Annotated in this window: 12 protein-coding genes; 8 read left to right on the plus strand and 4 right to left on the minus strand. The window is 46.8% G+C overall.

Features of this window, described 5'->3' with window-relative positions:
- The 3 genes from GF401_07130 to GF401_07140 form a co-directional block, all read right to left on the minus strand.
- A partial coding sequence (locus tag GF401_07130) for an NAD-dependent epimerase/dehydratase family protein (protein MBD3344820.1) occupies positions 1 to 774 on the minus strand: 774 nt, incomplete at its 3' end.
- A gap of 101 nt (positions 775 to 875) precedes the next feature.
- A complete protein-coding gene (locus GF401_07135; protein MBD3344821.1) occupies positions 876 to 2,543 on the minus strand; it encodes a hypothetical protein in 1,668 nt (555 codons plus the stop codon).
- A gap of 3 nt (positions 2,544 to 2,546) precedes the next feature.
- Entirely contained in the window at positions 2,547 to 3,167 is a 621-nt protein-coding gene (locus tag GF401_07140) for a hypothetical protein (GenBank protein MBD3344822.1), read from the minus strand.
- A 138-nt stretch (positions 3,168 to 3,305) separates the two neighbouring features.
- Between GF401_07140 and GF401_07145 the strand changes: the two genes are divergently transcribed.
- Together GF401_07145 and GF401_07150 are read left to right on the plus strand one after the other, a co-directional pair.
- Entirely contained in the window at positions 3,306 to 4,838 is a 1,533-nt protein-coding gene (locus GF401_07145) for a hypothetical protein (protein ID MBD3344823.1), read from the plus strand.
- A 219-nt stretch (positions 4,839 to 5,057) separates the two neighbouring features.
- A complete protein-coding gene (locus GF401_07150; GenBank protein ID MBD3344824.1) occupies positions 5,058 to 7,313 on the plus strand; it encodes a PBP1A family penicillin-binding protein in 2,256 nt (751 codons plus the stop codon).
- Positions 7,314 to 7,317: 4 nt separating this feature from the next.
- On the opposite strand, the gene GF401_07155 is transcribed toward GF401_07150, so the two are convergent.
- A complete protein-coding gene (locus GF401_07155) occupies positions 7,318 to 8,547 on the minus strand; it encodes a DUF1565 domain-containing protein (protein MBD3344825.1) in 1,230 nt (409 codons plus the stop codon).
- Positions 8,548 to 8,844: 297 nt separating this feature from the next.
- Here GF401_07155 and uxaC point away from each other — a divergent pair, with 297 nt between their 5' ends.
- The 6 genes from uxaC (at position 8,845) to GF401_07185 (ending at position 18,382) form a co-directional block, all read left to right on the plus strand.
- Positions 8,845 to 10,263, plus strand: a complete 1,419-nt coding sequence (uxaC, locus tag GF401_07160) for a glucuronate isomerase (GenBank protein MBD3344826.1) — start codon at positions 8,845 to 8,847, stop codon at positions 10,261 to 10,263.
- Between the two features lie 181 nt (positions 10,264 to 10,444).
- Positions 10,445 to 13,051, plus strand: a complete 2,607-nt coding sequence (locus GF401_07165; GenBank protein ID MBD3344827.1) for a PAS domain-containing protein — start codon at positions 10,445 to 10,447, stop codon at positions 13,049 to 13,051.
- A 369-nt stretch (positions 13,052 to 13,420) separates the two neighbouring features.
- Positions 13,421 to 15,178 (plus strand): biosynthetic-type acetolactate synthase large subunit, encoded by a 1,758-nt coding sequence (ilvB, locus tag GF401_07170; protein ID MBD3344828.1) that lies wholly within the window; start codon positions 13,421 to 13,423, stop codon positions 15,176 to 15,178.
- Between the two features lie 5 nt (positions 15,179 to 15,183).
- Positions 15,184 to 15,663, plus strand: coding sequence for an acetolactate synthase small subunit (gene ilvN / locus GF401_07175; GenBank protein MBD3344829.1), 480 nt, complete (start codon positions 15,184 to 15,186; stop codon positions 15,661 to 15,663).
- A gap of 57 nt (positions 15,664 to 15,720) precedes the next feature.
- Positions 15,721 to 16,821, plus strand: coding sequence for a ketol-acid reductoisomerase (ilvC, locus tag GF401_07180; GenBank protein MBD3344830.1), 1,101 nt, complete (start codon positions 15,721 to 15,723; stop codon positions 16,819 to 16,821).
- Between the two features lie 22 nt (positions 16,822 to 16,843).
- Positions 16,844 to 18,382: a 2-isopropylmalate synthase gene (locus GF401_07185; protein ID MBD3344831.1), complete on the plus strand. Its 1,539-nt coding sequence runs from the start codon at positions 16,844 to 16,846 to the stop codon at positions 18,380 to 18,382.

Consider the following 18,382-nt stretch of genomic DNA (forward strand, 5'->3'; position numbering starts at 1 on the left):
ATAGCCGACAACGTTCTGAATTTTTTCGGCAAGCTTCTTAATGGTGACTTCCTGTCCCGAACCGATATTGACAATTTCGCTGTGGTTATAGTTTTGCATAAGAAAAATGCAGGCGTCGGCACAATCATCCGAATAGAGAAATTCCCGGCGGGGTGAACCCGTTCCCCAGATCGTTACCGACGGTGTCTTGTTGACTTTAGCTTCGTGAAAACGACGAAGCAGGCCGGGAAGGACATGGGAATTATCGGGGTGATAATTGTCCCCGGGGCCATAAAGATTTGTGGGCATTACACTGATAAAATTCGTTCCGTATTGACGATTATAGCTTTGACACATCACAATGCCGGCGATTTTTGCAAGGGCATAAGGAGCATTGGTCGGTTCCAGTACGCCGGTGAGAAGCGCGCTTTCGGGCATGGGTTGCGGTGCAAATTTAGGGTAAATACACGATGACCCCAGAAAACAGAGCTTCTTTGCGTTGTATTTCCAGGAACAATTGACGATATTGTTCTGTATCTGAAGGTTGCTGTAGGCAAATTCGGCAGGAAAGGTATTGTTTGCAACGATACCACCCACCTTTGCAGCGGCCAGGAAAACATAGTCGGGCCGCTCGGTATGGAACATGTGGTCTACTGCAGCCTGGTTGGTAAGTTCAAGCTCCTTGTGAGTCTTAAGAACAAGGCCGGTATATCCCCGAGTTCTCAGCCGGCGTACGATAGCCGATCCAACCAGTCCACGGTGACCGGCAACATAAATAACGGCATTTTTTTCCATTGTTAGTCTTTCCGATACTCGTGATAAATAAAGTCAATACTTACGTATTGTACATTTATGAAATGGTTATATCAAAAAAATATACATTCACAGGGGATTGCTTAGAGAAATGAGGCATTCAATCTGACCGATACGACCGGGCCTATCCGGTTACCCAGGGGATGTTTTTGTATTCTTTTGGGTACATCGAGATGGACGGGACCGGCTTCAACCATAACGGTGCTTTGTATATGGTCGGTCCAGATTGGAGATATAAAGGGGATTTTAAACATGAAATAAAGGTCTGTATGGGCGGGGGCGTTAAATGTCTCAAGGGAATGGTCGGGAAGATGTTTGTACCCGAGGGTCACCGGACCGACCGCCTGAAGTGACAGGGCTGCAACAATTGATTGGTTGTCTTGTTTACCAAGGGTGAGGTCCATACCGAGATTCCAGGGGACATTAAGCCGTTCTTTATCACCCGAAACAAAATAATGACCATTGGCCCACAGGTCCAGCGAGATCATGGGAAATGAAATATCATAAGAAATGGCGCCGCCGACCGATGAAATTTTGTCTTCGGAAGGCTCCTGACGGATGATCACCGGACTGCCTGAAGTGTCGAGTATCTCCCATAGCTGGTTCTGATTGTAGTCATACCAGGCTTTGCATTCAAAGGGGAAGAGCAGGGTATCGGCATAGAAAAGCGAACCGTGGAAAGCGAGGCCGTGAAAGCCTGTATAGTGATAACAGATTGTATCGGAGAATGCGGTAAACTCATAGTTTTCGTCTCTGGGGAAATAATCCCACAGAAAAGCTGTTTCGACTGTGAATCGAGGTGATAGTTGCGCGCCGCTTTTCACCTCAGCCTCAGGCTGTCCATTTTCATATATCCCTGCTTTGGCATTCCAGAAAAAGGGGTCCGCCGCGGTATCGGCAAAAGCTGCTTTGAGATTCGTTGCCGGAGTAAGGCGGGGTGTCGAATTGAAAGTTAATGAACCCACATACTCATCGGCAAAGGGCTGTTTCCATGCAGCAGATATGCGGGGATAAATAATTTCTTCGGGAGTCTGGTGGTCGTAATACCAGTTTTGAAAATCGGCGGCGATTGCAATGTCGGTACGGGCGAAATCAAAATCAAAGGAAAGGAAATGTTCGGTTGCGTATCCCGATCGATGGAGGGGAGTGAAATAGTAGGGGGTAGCGCCCCAGTAGCCGTACTTTTTCAGGCTCCCCTCGGCATACAGGGCTTGGCCGGCATACCGATAGGCGCCGGTAATATCTTTGACAAGACCTTCATCGTAATATTTCATCGGCTGCCCGTCGGAATCCGGATAGGCCCCCCACAGGGAGTTGAACCGGTCGGAATACTGGTCGAAATAGCGATATCGGGCAAGCAGTGAAACCGGCGCCTTTGGAATATTCCAGCTAATTCCGATGTTATCGAAATGGTCCCGTTGAGGTCCGGTGAGATTGAGAAGGTTATCGCCGACTTCAGCGCCGACCCGCATCCAGAGTGAGACATGCGCCGAGGTGTCGTAGCGGGAGAAAAGAGTGCTTTCGCTCGATGATGAATCAAAGAGGGACCTGATGGAGCGTCGGTCAAAAACATCGGCATAAAGGACCGAATAGGCGTCGGGGGTGTTGAGCGGGAATTCATGGTTATAATGCACTTCATTAACACCGTCCAGCGGTATAACATATACAGGAGTATTATCGGCGGACGGAACCGTGATGAAAACAATTGCCGGATAAATGAAGGCGAAGATAGTTCGCAATGCAGTATTCATAGATCAGATGTGTACTCCCACGGTAAATGAAATACTCGTGTAGCTAAAAGGATGAGGAGAAGAAAAGATCCGGGTATAGCCCGCCGGCAGGGAGAACTCCAATTTGTTGAAACGGAACGAGGGTTCAATGCCAACCAGAGCACCGAATTCGCTTTCCCACGTTGCCATAAGATCGAGGTTGCGCACAATCGATTCATCGGAAATATGAATGGTGGTGGAGGTAACCCCGATGCGTGGTCGGAGCAAGACATTATTGGCGATTTTTATGGTGTAGCAGAGCGAAAGCGAGGGGTGAAAAATTGTATAGTCGAAGGATTCGATATTTTTCGATTTGATTTTTCCGGCTTCCAGGGCGATTCTGAAAATGAAATTGTTTGTATAGGTCGGCAGGTCCACCAGGAGTCCGCCGGTGATATAAGGAGCCCACTCATGGGCAAGTTCACCCACGGGGTATCGATAGGTTACCGCCGGTTTTAAGGCAATAATAAAGGGTCGGGCGTCTTCTGTAAGAGCATCAGCGGTGGTGTCCGGTTCACCAAAAAGGGAGCACACATATCCTGAAACAATACAGAAATAAAAAAGATAACACCAGGGAGAGAGTTTAACCGATAGGTGGTCGTTCACAACACGATACCGCCGTATGTTAAGGAATAAAAGCACCTTATGGGCATAAAAACTATTTTAGATATAATCAATATATATTGTGACATTTATCGGCACGAATGATATTCTTATTGAGAACAAGCAAAGTTGGAGAAGACCATGAAAAATGCGGTAATAATTATTTGTCTTTTTTTAGTCATACTACCATTCAGCGGAGAAAGTGTGCAGCTCGAAAACTGGCGTCTTCCCTGGTATAAAATTGCTCAGGAACTGGGAGAGCTTCAGCAATCGCCCAGCGGTATGTTCTGGGACGACCTGACCTGGGTATCGCCTTCTTTTGCTCCCGGTTTGTGGCCCGATACGCAGGCTTACAAAAAAGACCACTGGACCCTGGAGCCGTCCGCGTCGCTTTCGGCAAACAATGTGGAGTATGTCGACGGGAACAATTATTTCTGGACCTTTGATATTCTCAACGATATCAAATACAAGAGGTTTACTGCACGGCAAACACTTGATGTCGATTCCCGGTACAGTAATGATCCGACCTATTATTGGAAAGATGACCGGATTGCCGCAGGGCGGATCGAGGAGGCCTATTTGCAGTACACCGGCAAATATGGAATGTTCAGGTTTGGAAGGCTCAAAAGAAACTGGGGGCCCTTTGTGGATCGGAGTCTGCTCCTTTCCAACAATGCCCATTCCTTTGACGCCTTCGAGTGGCAGATTTTCTCGAGCATTTTTGAGTTCAGACACATGTTCGCTTCCTTTGTCTACCCGTGGAACCATTTTTATTCGGTCGATTTTGATAACTACAATCCCGCGGCAACACCGGAATACAATCGATATTTCAGCGCCCATTCACTCAATTTCATGATCGGCGAGTGGGCGACGTTGGGAATCACCGAAACGATCATCTTTTCACGGAGGAACCAGTTTCCCGATTTGCAATATCTCAATCCCTTTTCTATTTACACCGTTACCAATACCAATATGGAAGGGAGCGGTAATCTGATCGTGGGACTTCAGTGGAAAGTCCATCCCTTTACCAAAAAGGTGTCCCTTCTCGGGCAGGTGGCTTTCGACGACATTCAGGTGGATAACGAGGGCGCCGGCGATCAGGAGCCGACCCACTGGGGGATCGATGTCGCCGGGCACTGGCACAATCCTTTGCCGGTCCGGGCGGCCCAGGCGTTGTCCCTCGAGTACTCCTACGGCTCCCGGTGGCTGTATACGGTGGCCGATGCCAATGCCAATCAGGGAGAGCGGTATATCTATATGGGAAAGAGCCTCGGGCGACCGACGATCGACGGCGATCTGCTCGGCCTGTCATTCACGCTGGTTCCCGAAAACTACTGGGCGGCAACCCTGGGCATTCGATATGAACGCCGGGGGCTCAACACGCCCAAATCCCGGTGGTCGGAGTATGAGGGATACGACTCCACGAGCAATGTGCTGAATTACCGTCCCGAACCGCCCCTTTCCACACGCGACAATCTGGACCGTATTCTTACCCTTTCTCTCGATGCCCGGGGTTATTTTCGTGATTTTGCCGACATACGACTCGGATTTGCCAATAAATTAATTCAGAAAACCGAAAAGGGGATAAAGGGTGATTTTGAATATGAGCCGGAAGTACATGTTACCATTACCGCTCATTATTCCAATTTTTTTCTTTCGTTACCCGATAAATAACCGAAATTTAGATGCAAAGGATCATAAAGAGTTATATTTTATTATAAGCACTTGTAAGCAAAAGCACTACGAGTATATCGACCATCCGCGCAAAGCCTTTTTGTGCCCAGTGTATTAACGCTTAGAGGGGCGTTAAAATCCAACAATATTAATTTTAAAAATACACAATGGTTTAATCGTTTCAGAAAACTATTTAATTGAAAGCTGTTCCGGCATATCATGCAAAAATTTCAGAATCCTCGAAAGTTTTTCGGTCCCAGGGAGCCAGCCTCACCACCTCCCGAGTCGGATAATAAAGTGAGGGGAAAGCTCTTTTTTATCATTGTAATAGCTTTTCTGGTGAGTGTCGTGTCTCTTGGCACTGGCGGTATGTGGTTCCTTTACCGGATGTACCAGACCCTACCAACGCTTGAGCAGATGGAAAATATCGAACCTTCGCTGGTTTCCAAAGTCCTTGCCCGGGACAGTTCGGTTATTCACGAATTCAGTATCGAGCGGCGATTCTGGATGCCGCTTGAGAAGATACCGCAGAATCTTCAGGATGCGGTTGTGGCTATCGAAGACCGTCGGTTCTATTCACATTGGGGCATCGATATCAAACGAATAGTCAGTGCTGTTATGGTTGATGTCCTTCGCCGGAAATTTGCCCAGGGAGCATCCACGATAACCCAGCAGCTGGCCCGTAACCTTTATCTTACCTCCCGGCGTTCGCTTATTCGGAAGGTCCGTGAGGCAATTACCGCCGTTCAAATCGAAAATTATTATACCAAGCCCGAAATCCTGGAACTTTATCTTAATCAGGTCTATCTTGGCGCCGGCGTGTATGGAGTCGAAGCTGCTGCGCAACAGTATTTCAGTAAGACAGTGTCGGATTTGACGCTTAATGAATGCGCGGTGTTGGCGGGAACAATTCAGCTTCCCGAGTACTACCGTCCCGACAAGGAAAAAAATCTGAAGCGAATTACGATACGGAGAAATTCCGTTTTACGGGCAATGAGAAAAATGGGTTTTATCGAAAAAGATGCTGCTGTGGCAACAATCGAGGATACCATTCCCAGTGATCCCCAGAAGCGCTCATCGAAAGTAGCTCCCTATTTTGTTGAAATGGTCAGGAAAAGAGTGATTCGTGAATATGGCGAAGATCTTCTGTACAACGGTGGGCTAACTATTCATACTACCCTCGATCCTATGGGGCAGGACTCCCTGGAAGTATCAGCAAAACGTCATCTGGCAACACTGCAGAAGCGGCTCAATCGGATGTTTCTTGACAGTTCGAGGGCATACAAGAAACTGGGAATTTCCTACCGTGATTTTCTGGATAATTTCGATTCGCTCTACGCAGCACATAAAGAAGAATTCAAAGACTTGCCGGATTCGGCAAAACTTCGGCTCGCCCAGACAGCGGTTATTGCACTTGATGTTGAAACCGGGGCGATTTTGGCGTTGAAAGGCGGACGGAGCTTTAATGAAACCAAGTTTAACCGGGTTACTCAGTCGCTTCGACAGCCGGGGTCCGCATTCAAGCCCTTTGTTTATACTGCAGCTTTGAGTAACGGCTATACTGCAGCCTCTGTTGTACTCGACCAACCTATCACGCTCGAAACTTCCGAAGGAGACTGGCGGCCCGAGAATTATGATAAGGAATTTCTGGGGCCGATAACGGTCAGAGAGGCGCTCCGCAAGTCGGTTAATTTAGTGGCCATTCAGGTTTTTAACGATATAGGCCCCCAAACAGTGATCGAGTGCGCACGGCGCATGGGACTTAAACATAATATGCAGCCGGTTCCCTCACTTGCTATTGGGTCCTGTGAAGTGACTCCCATTGAAATAACCGCAGCCTATGCGGTCTACCCTCATCTGGGGAAATGGGTAAAACCCTTTTGTATCGAAAAAATAGTCGACAAAAACGGCAAAGTCCTCCAGGAACATGTTGCCGAAGCCCATCAGATAATTTCTCCCCAGCTCGCCTTTGTGATGAGCGATCTTTTACGTGAAGTTGTGCAGCGGGGAACAGGTGCTTCAATACCTCGTCGTGGATTTAATCGTACAGCCGGGGGAAAGACCGGGACCACCAACGATTACTCCGATGCCTGGTTTGTGGGATTTACTCCTCAGATCGCCTGTGGCGTATGGGTTGGTGTTGATGAACGGCGGACAATGGGATATGTCACCGGCGCCAAAGGCGCAATACCGATCTGGGTTCCCACCATGATGGGGCTTCATGAATCATTACCGGCAAAAGGATTTTCACGACCGCCAGGAGTAGTAACCGCAAAAATATGTAATAAGTCGCACAAACGTGCCGGTCGGTATTGCTCGGATATTTCCACCGAATATTTTATCGCAGGGAATCTTCCGGAACAATGTGATATCCATGTTCTAAGGAAGCCCGGCCAGCGACGTCCCGGACAGGACATGTTCGGCACTCCTCGCCGGCGCAGTACCGAAAAGAAGAAGCGGCCACTGATGTTTTAGAAATTTACTCGGCCTCTTCCTCTTTTTCCAGGACCTTCTCCGGAGGAGCTTCATCAGGACAGCCATCATTATCCATGTAGCCATTTTTTGTTTCAGGTTTCCCCGGGCATTTATCCGAGCCTGTGCATATTTGAGAGAACCTGGATCCCCTGTTCTGTTCCGATACCCATGAGTCGCATACGCCATCATTGTCATTGTCCGGGTCAGGACAGCCATCCCGGTCTTGAAACCCATCATTATCCTCGGGTTTATGACTGCACTCATCATCGGCGTCATAAATGCCGTCAAGATCATTATCGTAATCGGGACAACCATCCCAATCTTCAAATTCATCGATATCTTCTCTCAGATCAGGACATTTATCTTCATTATCGGCAATTTTGTCCCCGTCCGAATCGATATATATCTCTTTCCGGTCGGCATCGCTCATGAGGCCGATATCGGCGCCGTCTTTGCCGACACCTTTCATAGGGGTAGTGACACTCTGGAGATAATTATAGGTATCCATATTCGATGCAAGGAATTGAGGGTCGCGATATTTATTTGATTTGTCAATAACTGCATAGTGACTGTGCTGCTGACGGTTGCCAAAAAAATTATTATAAATAATTCTCGACCGCTTTGAGTCCATATCCACATATATTCCATAAAGCTTGTTGCCGAACAGAATGTTGTTTTGTACCAATACCGCGCTTTTCCGGGCAAGGACAAGACCTGAGTATCCATTTTCGGCAATGATGTTATGCTCGATGGCGATATTGGTTCCATGGGCCACGAGTTCACAATAAATGCCGGTCCATTTATTGCGGGAAATAATATTGTTGCGGATTTCGGGAAGCGATATCAGGCAATGGATTCCGGTGTGATTGTTTCTGATAATATTATGCTCGACAACCGTGTTGGTGTTTTCGCACAGAATGCCGGTACGACCTTTTTCTATTGTAAAATGGCGGATTGAAGAGTAGTTGACCCCTTTTACCACCGGACGGGACCATTTTGCTCTGATGATGGTTTTTTCCCTGTCCTGACCCACGAGTGTTACGTATTCTTTCAACACTATGTTTTCTTTATAGATTCCGTTGAGGACATAAACGGTATCGCCGTCTTCGGCTTTATCAATTGCTCTTTGGATTGTGGGGGCATCCTTTGGCACGATTATCTTTCTTCCGGTATTAGCAGAAACCGCCCACAGGATGCAGATTAAAATCAGACCAGAAAAATGTCCTTTTTTCATTGATGACCTCTCATTTCACTTAAACGTTTGTTCACTGCATTCCGGTGAAACGCCGTATAACAGGATAATAACAATCTTTCTAATAATATGGCTCTATCAGGTAAATTAACTTATAGAGATGATTTTTCACAAAAAGATTTTTTCGCTACCGGGTCCGCATTGCTTCCCTTAGCCGAATGACCTATTTTATCATTGGTGCAAAAGAATCCCGTTCCCATAATCATAGTACCATATTCAACAGTCGAAAAACAGGGATAAATGGTTTAATCTTTTTGAGAAGAAAAGGCGGATTTTATAATGAGCGACAGTTTTAGAGACAGCAATTTTTTGTTGCAGAACAAAACAGCAATTGAGCTGTACCATACTCATGCATCGGACCTGCCAATTATCGATTATCACAGTCACCTGCCGCCGGATCAGATAGCAGAAGATAAAAAGTTTTCAAATCTTACAGAAATTTGGCTCTATGGCGACCATTATAAATGGCGTCAGATGAGAACGAATGGTATCGATGAACGATTTTGTACCGGTGATGCTTCTGATTGGGAGAAGTTTGAAGCCTGGGCAAAAACAGTGCCCGCAACCATAAAAAATCCCCTTTATCATTGGACCCATCTCGAGCTGAAACACCCTTTCGGTATTGCAGACAGGCTCCTGAATGCCGAGACGGCAAAGGATATCTGGGAAGAATGTAACGAAAAGCTTGCTTCCGATGAATTTTCCGCGCGTGGAATATTGAAACAAATGAATGTTGAAGTGCTCTGCACGACTGACGATCCTAGCGATTCGCTGGAACATCACAAAAAAATAAAAGAAGATAAGTCCTTTAATATCAAAGTGTTTCCTACATTTCGTCCCGACAAAGCCATGGCTGTCGAGAATCCGCAAAATTTTAATGCATGGGTTGATCGACTGGCACAAAGCGCTGATATGGAAATATCCACCTATTCCGATTTGGTAGATTTAATAAGAAAACGGCACGATTTTTTCCATTCGCTGGGATGCAGATTGTCCGATCATGGCTTGGAGACTGCTTATGCAGAAGATTACACCGATTCTGAGGTAGAAAAGATTTTCTCCAAAATTCGAGGCGGTAAGACATTGGAATCAGATGAAATAGCAAAGTTCAAGTCTGCCATGTTGTATGAGTTCGGGATTATGGATTTTGAGAAAGGCTGGACACAGCAATTACATCTCGGTGCACTTCGGAATAACAATACACGGCTCTTCAAAGCACTTGGGCCGGATACCGGTTTCGATTCGATTGGTGACTTTGAAATTGCCCGTCCCCTTTCACGCTTTCTCGACCGGCTGGATAAAGAAAACAAACTTCCAAAAACGATTTTGTATAATCTCAATCCTCGAGATAATGAATTGATTGCAACGATGATCGGAAACTTTCAGGACGGCTCAGTTCCGGGAAAGATGCAATTTGGGAGCGGTTGGTGGTTTCTCGATCAGAAGTCGGGAATTGAGGCTCACATTGATACCCTTTCAAATCTGAGCTTATTGAGTCGGTTTGTAGGCATGCTGACCGATTCACGGAGTTTTCTTTCATTTCCTCGACATGAATATTTCAGGCGAATCGTATGTAATATTCTGGGTACCGATATTGAAAACGGATTACTGCCCCGGGATATGTATCTGATTGGAAATTTAGTCAAGGATGTTTGTTATCGGAATGCGCGTTCTTATTTCGGTTTTCCAATTGCATAACTGAAATATTGCACACTAAGACCGGGAGTTAAAGATATTTGTTTTTTCCCCTGTTACCTATTGCATAATATAGAGAAGAGGGGTATATTTACCACTATGATGGATTAAGGTGGAGTAGGTTGCTTAAGCGCTTGAGCAAGGTGCTCTACTTTGTCAAATATTAAAAAAGAGAGAAGCATATATGGCACAAAGCCCTGATCAGGTGCATGATGATAGTGATCAGTTGCGCGGGAGAATAGCTGAACTCGAAAAGAAAGTCGAAAAGCTTCAGGCGGAAAACGAAACTTTCGTTAAAGAAAGTCGTTTATTTCATGCGGTAATGAATAACATTCCTGATGCGGTCTTTTTTAAGGACCGGGATGGACGGTTTATTCGGGTCAACAATGCATGGGCTTCGAAACGGGAAGGACTCACGCCGGAGCAGGCTATAGGCGCAACCGTTTTTGATTATTTTCCCGAGGAAAACGCACGCCGGATTCATGATGACGATGAAGACATTGTAAAAAGAGGCAAGCTTTTTGTCGGTTTGATCGAGAATCTGGGTGATGAGGAAAACCCGGAATGGGTATCCACAACCAAGTTGCCACTTCGGGATGAAAACAACAATGTTATCGGTACATTTGGTATCTCAAGAGATATTACGGAACTCAAAAAAGCCGAAGATGCTATTGAAAAGGAACGGAACCTTCTTTACACTCTCATCGATAATCTTCCTGATACGATTTTTTTCAAAGACAGAGAGAGCCAGTTTATAATTAACAATAAGGCGCATATGGAATTGCTCGGGGTAAGCAAGCAGTCCGAATGTGTCGGAAAGACCGATTTTGAGTTTTTCCCCGGGGAACTTGCAGCTCGGTATTTTGCCGATGAGCAGGTTGTCTTGCAGACCGGACGGCCCATTGTGAACCGGCAGGAACCCAAACGCACTCATGAAGGTTCGGAAGGATGGTTATCGACTAATAAAGTGGCGGTCAAGGACAATGACGGCAATATTATTGGACTGGTGGGGATCAGCCGCGATATTACTGAACATCGGAGAATCGAACAGGCTCTGGAAAAAGAACGGACCCTTCTGCGAACACTGATCGACAATATGCCCGACTTTATCTTTATTAAAGATAAAGAAAGCCGTTTTATTGTCAACAATAAAGCTCATCTCAAGGTGCTCGGAGCTTCGGGTCAGGATGAAGTTCTGGGTAAAACCGATTTTGATATTTTTCCTAAAGAACTTGCAACCCGGTATTTTTCCGATGAACAGGTGGTGATTCAGACCGGAAGGTCGATTATTGATAGAGAGGAGCCTGCCCGGCTTGGAGAACAAACGCTTACCTGGCTGTCCACCACAAAAGTGCCACTCTATGATACAAAAAAACAGATTGTGGGACTGGTTGGCATAAGCAGGGATATTACCGAACGAAAGCAATTTGAAGAAGCGCTTCAGAAGGCGGTTGAAGAGCGGACTGCCGATCTTAAAGATGCCAATGAACGTCTTGAATTACGTCTTGCACAGCTCAGGTTTCTCAATACCTCATCCTATGAGCTTGCCCAGTTCATCCAGCTTAGTGAGCTTGGCCTGGCAGTGATAAATGCATTTATGTCCCGTTTTCCGGACGCTGAAGCAAGCCTGTGTATACGGCAAAACAAAGTATTTAAGTATCTCAACGGGGCGAATGTTTTTAAAAGTCCGGGGCAGCGAAAAGCTTCAGAAAAAGCACTTATTCCCTTTCAAAAAACCGAATTGCACAGTCCCTTTTGTGTTGAAGAATGGTCTCAGGAAGAGCATATTTCTCAGCTTGCCTGGCCCGAGGAATTAAAACGATTTCCATGTTATCTGGCCATTCCGCTTCTGACCGACAACAGAGCGCTGGGAATTATTCAGATCTTTACGGAAAAAAAATTCCTGAGTATTTTCGAACGTGAAAAGCCTGTTTTGACTACTCTTGCTGCCCAGGCAGCCGTCTGCCTGAGCAACGCAATTCATTACAAGGAGTTGGGAGAGCGTGCCCGGCTTCAGGGTGAACTCGATGCCGCCCGGTCGATACAACAGCGGTTTACCCCCCACGAGAAGCCTTCAATACCTCACGTCGATATCAAAGGTGTTTATTACCCTGCCTATGAAGTAGGCGGCGATTACCTCGATTATTTTCCAAACGAAAACGGCGACTGGGTAGTTGTTATTGCCGATGTCTGCGGAAAGGGTATTCCGGCCGCACTTTTTATGACAATGCTCCGGAGTGCTTTCCGGGCTGTGGCAAAAAATGTCAGTTCCGCCAAAACACTTTTGTGCCTGGTGAATGAAGCAATGATGGCTAATCTGGACGATAAATCTTTTGTTACCGCTCTTTGCTTTATAATCAGTAAAGACGGTTCCAGTATGAGTTATGCCCGGGCAGGACATCCGATGCTCCTGAAATTGCGCGGCAAGGGTGAGGAGCCTGATGTAATTAAAAGTAATGGCCTGGCTCTTGGCTTGCTCTCCGATCCGGAAACGTTTGCATCGATGATCGATGAGATCACCATGCCTCTGAATGAGGGCAGCAGATTTCTGATTTATACCGATGGGCTTACTGAAGCTACCGATCCGGTGAAGAACAGCTATGGATCGCAACGTCTTCATAGTCTTCTTGCAGAAGATGGAGATCTGGGACCTGATAAGCTGATCGAAAAAATCATGGAAGACGTCAGCAATTTTACTCAGGACAGTCCGTATCACGATGATCTCACGATCCTTGCCATGAAGGTCGATGGACGCAGGGAGAAGGCGGAACTGAATCAAAACGGTTCTTAAATAGGTAGCTGATTCGGGAAGCGAATATTACAACGATTGAGGATTTTTAAAAAATAAAAAAAAAGTTGCAAAGTATTGAGCAATATCGTATCTTATAAGCCAAGGAAAGGTACATAATGTTTACAAACAACACGCAGCTCCTCAATACCATTCTCAACATAAGTCTAGTGGGCCTTGTGGTGGTTATTGTGAATTCCAAAGGAGGAGCGGTGCTGTAATTATTGACGAACATAAGAAATTTCAAAGCCCGCTCCTCAAAAAGGAGCGGGCTTTTTTTATTATTTCCCTTCTTTCTTGATTCAACAGGAAAGAATCTGGTATTTTATCACCTTTCGTTTCAGCAAAACTATTATATAATTATGCAACGGAATGCTGGAAGAAAGAAACGTGGAGGTTATTTTGAAGAAAAAAGGTGCTGAAATTGTTGTTGATGCTTTGCTTCAGGAGAAGGTTGACGTCATTTTCGGATATCCCGGCGGTGTTGTTATTCCTATTTTCGATGTGCTCTACGATACCAAAGGGCTTGAAGTGGTCCTTACTCGTCATGAACAGGCTGCGGCTCATGCGGCCGATGGGTACGCGCGGGTTACCGGCAAAGTCGGTGTTTGTCTTGCGACCTCAGGGCCCGGTGCTACCAATCTGGTCACCGGTATAGCGACTGCCTATCTGGATTCGATACCGATTGTTGCCATTACCGGTCAGGTTGCCACACCGATTCTGGGAACCGATGCTTTCCAGGAGGCTGATATCGTTGGCATTACCCGGCCGATTACCAAACATAATTTTCTTGTAAAAGATGTCCAGGAGCTTCCTTCAATGCTCAAGCAGGCATTTCATATCGCCCGTACGGGAAGACCCGGACCGGTTTTAATTGATATACCCAAGGATGTTTCTCTGGGGGTTCTCAGTAATTACGAGTATCCCAAAGACGTTGCGATTAGAAGTTATAAGCCCAATGTTGTCGGCCATGTTCGTCAGATACGCAAGGCGGCCGAGGCGATCAAAAGTGCAAAGGAGCCCTTGATCTATGCCGGTGGCGGCGTTATACTCTCCGATGCACATAAGGAGCTTCTGGAGCTTGCGGAAAAAACCTCCATTCCGGTAACCACCACGCTGATGGGGCTTGGCGGTTTCCCGGGCGATCATCCGCTCTTCATCGGTATGCCGGGAATGCACGGTTCAAAGGCGGCGAACTATGCCTTGCAGCAAACCGACCTGATAATTTCTGTTGGAGCTCGTTTTGACGATCGTGTTACGGGAATGGTTGATAAATTCGCTCCAAATGCCCGGATTATTCATATGGATATCGATCCTGCGGCAATATCGAAGATTATCAAGGTTGATATTCCCGTCGTTGGTGATGCTAAAAATATTTTAGCTGCATTAAATAAACTCGTTGCGGCTCGAAAACCCGATGAATGGAACAAGCAGATAGAGAAGTGGAAAGGCAAACGTATGTTTTCTTATACAAGTTCAAAGGCCGAAATTAAACCACAGGCCGTTATTGAAGCCGTCTATAAGGAAACAAAGGGGAACGCCATAATAACTACCGAGGTAGGTCAGAATCAGATGTGGGCCGCCCAGTTTTACAAGTTCAACAAACCGCGAACCCTGGTTACTTCTGGGGGACTGGGAACAATGGGATTCGGGATGCCTGCTGCAATGGGAGCGGCAATGGCCAACCCGGGCGTACCGGTAATCGATATTGCAGGTGATGGATCGATTCAAATGAATATCCAGGAGCTGGCGACCATATCATTGAATGATATTCCGGTAAAGATCGTGATTCTTAATAATGGCTATCTGGGTATGGTCCGTCAATGGCAGGAACTCTTTTTTGACAAGAGGTACAGTTCAACCTGTCTGCGCAAAGGCAGCGGCCGGTGTAAAAAATGTGTTGGGCCGCAGAAATGCAAGCTGGCGTATATTCCCGATTTTATTGCCCTGGCCGAGAGCTATGATGTCCCGGCATTCCGGGCTGAAAAACCCGAGGAGATGATTCCTGTTTTACGCAAGGGAATGAAAATCAAGGGGCCGGCATTGATGGAATTTGTTGTTTCGGAAGAAGAAAATGTTTTTCCCATGGTTCCCGCTGGGAAGCCAATCGACCATATTCTGGAAGGATGAAAGCTATGAGTACGCATACGATATCAGTCCTTGTCGAGAACCGTCACGGTGCGCTTTCACGTATTGCCGGTCTTTTCTCAAGCAGGGGATATAATATTACAAGCCTGAATGTTGCCGAGACGGAAGACCGGTCTGTTTCCAGGATGACGATCGTTGTAAGTGGTGATGAAAGTATACTTGAGCAGGTAATCAAACAGTTGAATCGCCTTATCGATATTGTCAAGGTTGTCGATTTTGCCGGCGACAGGACAATCGATCGGGAACTGTTGCTTGTTCGGGTGGATACGAGTAAATCGACCCGGCATGAAGTCATCGAGCTTGCCGATATTTTTGGAGCAAAAATAGCCGGCGTGTCCGCCCGGTCGCTGACCATTGAGCTAACTAATGAGAGCAGGATGATCGATGATTTTATCGATCTGATAAAGCCTTACGGCATAAAAGAACTGGCGCGTACCGGGAAAATAGCCATGGCGCGCATCAAATAATAAGTGAAAAATAATTGCATGTGAATTTTTAACCAATTTTTCGAAGGAGCGGATCTAATGGCACGAATCAGTTTCGGGGGTGTAAAAGAGGATGTTGTCATGCGCAAAGAGTTTTCCCTTGCAAAGGCAAGAAAAGTCTTGAAAAAGGAGACCATAGCGATTATCGGCTATGGCGTGCAGGGACCGGCGCAGGCGCTGAATTTAAAAGACAACGGCATTAACGTGATAATCGGCCAGGCCAAATCATTTAAAAACGATTGGGACCGCGCACGTAAAGACGGATGGGTGCCGGGGAAAACACTTTTTGATATCGAAGAAGCCGTCGAACGGGGAACAATTATTCAATTTCTTGTTTCCGATGCTGCTCAACGAAAGATATGGCCTCAGATTAAAAAGAAACTGAAACCGGGAGATGCGCTTTATTTTTCGCACGGTTTCTCGATTGTATACCGGGATCAGACTAAAGTAATTCCGCCCGAAGATGTGGATGTTATCATGGTTGCTCCCAAGGGAAGCGGCACATCGGTGAGAAGAAACTTTCTTAGCGGTGCCGGAATTAATTCGAGCTATGCGGTCTTCCAGGATGCAACGGGTCGCGCCGAAGAACGGTGTCTTGCGGTCGGTATCGGTATCGGGTCAGGATATCTATTTCCAACCACCTTCGAGAGTGAGGTGTACAGCGACCTGACCGGTGAGCGTGGAGTGCTCATGGGAGCCCTGGCCGGTGTTATGGAAGCCCAGTATGATGTTCTCCGGAAAAACGGCCATAGTCCATCGGAGGCATTCAATGAGACGGTTGAAGAATTGACACAGAGCCTGATTCGACTTGTTGATGAAAACGGAATGGACTGGATGTATTCGAACTGTTCCGCCACTGCCCAACGCGGTGCGTTGGACTGGAAACCGAAATTCAAAAAAGCGGTTTTGCCGGTGTTCAAAGACCTTTATAAATCAGTTACGTCGGGTAAGGAAACTCGCCGGGTCATTACCGCATGCGGAAAGAAGAACTATCAGGAGCTTCTGGGAAAGGAGCTTGCAAAGATCGGTAATTCCGAGATGTGGCAGGCCGGTGCCGCAGTCCGTGCGCTTCGTCCGAAAGAGAAAGCCAAGACGGTTACCAAAGCAACCAAGGGTGTTGCCGGTAGAAAAAGCAATTAACAGCAATAAGCGGGTTGAAAGCATGAAAAACAAAGTATATATATTCGATACGACCTTGCGTGACGGCGAGCAGGCGCTTCCGTCAAGCCTGTCGGTCGAACAGAAAATCAGAATAGCCCGTCAACTGGCGCGATTGAAGGTGGATATAATCGAGGCAGGTTTCCCCATATCTTCGCCGGGAGATTATGAATCGGTCCATACGATTGCGAAAACGGTGAAGGGGCCTGTTATTTGCGGTCTCGCCAGAGCCGTGCAGAAAGACATCGAGGCGTGCGCCAGGGCAATAAAGCCGGCGCAGCGCCGCCGTATTCATACTTTTGTCGGTACATCGGCAATCCATGCCAAAGGGCAACTCCGAAAATCCGAAGAAGAAATAATCGACATGGTCAAACGCAGCGTTAAACTGGCTCGCCGGTTGTGTGATGATGTCGAGTTTTCTCCTATGGATGCCGGGCGGACCGATCGTGATTTCCTTTGTCGAGTCGTTGAACTGGCTATTGCATGCGGTGCAGAAACCATAAATATACCCGATACGGTCGGGTATACACCGCCTGAAGAATTTGCCGGTATTATCGAGATGCTCGTTAATCGGGTGCCCAATGTCGACAAAGCGATACTCTCGGTCCATTGTCATAATGATCTTGGTATGTCGACGGCGAATTCATTGACTGCGGTTGCTCACGGCGCCCGGCAGATCGAGTGTTCGATCAACGGTATCGGCGAACGAGCGGGAAACACTGCGCTCGAAGAGGTTGTGATGGCTTTAAAAGTACGAAAAGATCTTTTTAAGGTCCACACGGATATCGATACCAGAGAAATCATGCGGACAAGTAAACTGGTGCGGGAAATATGCAATATGCCTGTCCAGCCAAACAAGGCGGTTGTCGGCAGCAATGCATTTTCCCATTCGTCAGGTATTCACCAGGATGGTGTCCTGAAATCGAAAAAAACCTATGAAATCATGACGCCTCGATCGATCGGATTACAGGAAAACCGTATGAATCTGACCAGTCGCTCGGGAAGCCATATGGTTAAGGCGCGGCTTCTCAAGCTGGGATACAATGATTCCGAAATCGATATGGAACAGTTTTATAAACAGTTTGTTGCCCTTGCCGATAAAAAAGGCACTGTTTATGACGATGATCTTATTGCTTTGATGGAATCAAGGGATAGCAGCGATCTGGAAGACGAGTATCGCCTTGAATACCTGAATGTTTCCAGCGGGAGAGGGGTAATTCCTACGGCAACGGTCAGGATTATCGCCCAGGATAAAGTATTTCAGGAAGCAGGATGCGGCGATGGGGCCGTTGATGCCGCCACCAATGCAATCGATCGGGTCGTGGGATATAAAATCAATGTTGAAGAGTTCCATCTCGATGCAGTTACCCAGGGACGAGAGGCGCTTGGACGGGTTCGTATTATCGGAAAGGCAAAAGAGGGAATCTTTACCGGCACCGGAACGAGCACCGATATCGTTGAGGCGTCGGCCTTCGCGTATATGGATATTGTCAATAAAATCACCCGTATGAAAAAATTCGGCAAGAAAGCTATCGGCCGATAA

This window comes from Chitinivibrionales bacterium (assembly GCA_014728215.1).
Classification (GTDB): domain Bacteria; phylum Fibrobacterota; class Chitinivibrionia; order Chitinivibrionales; family WJKA01; genus WJKA01.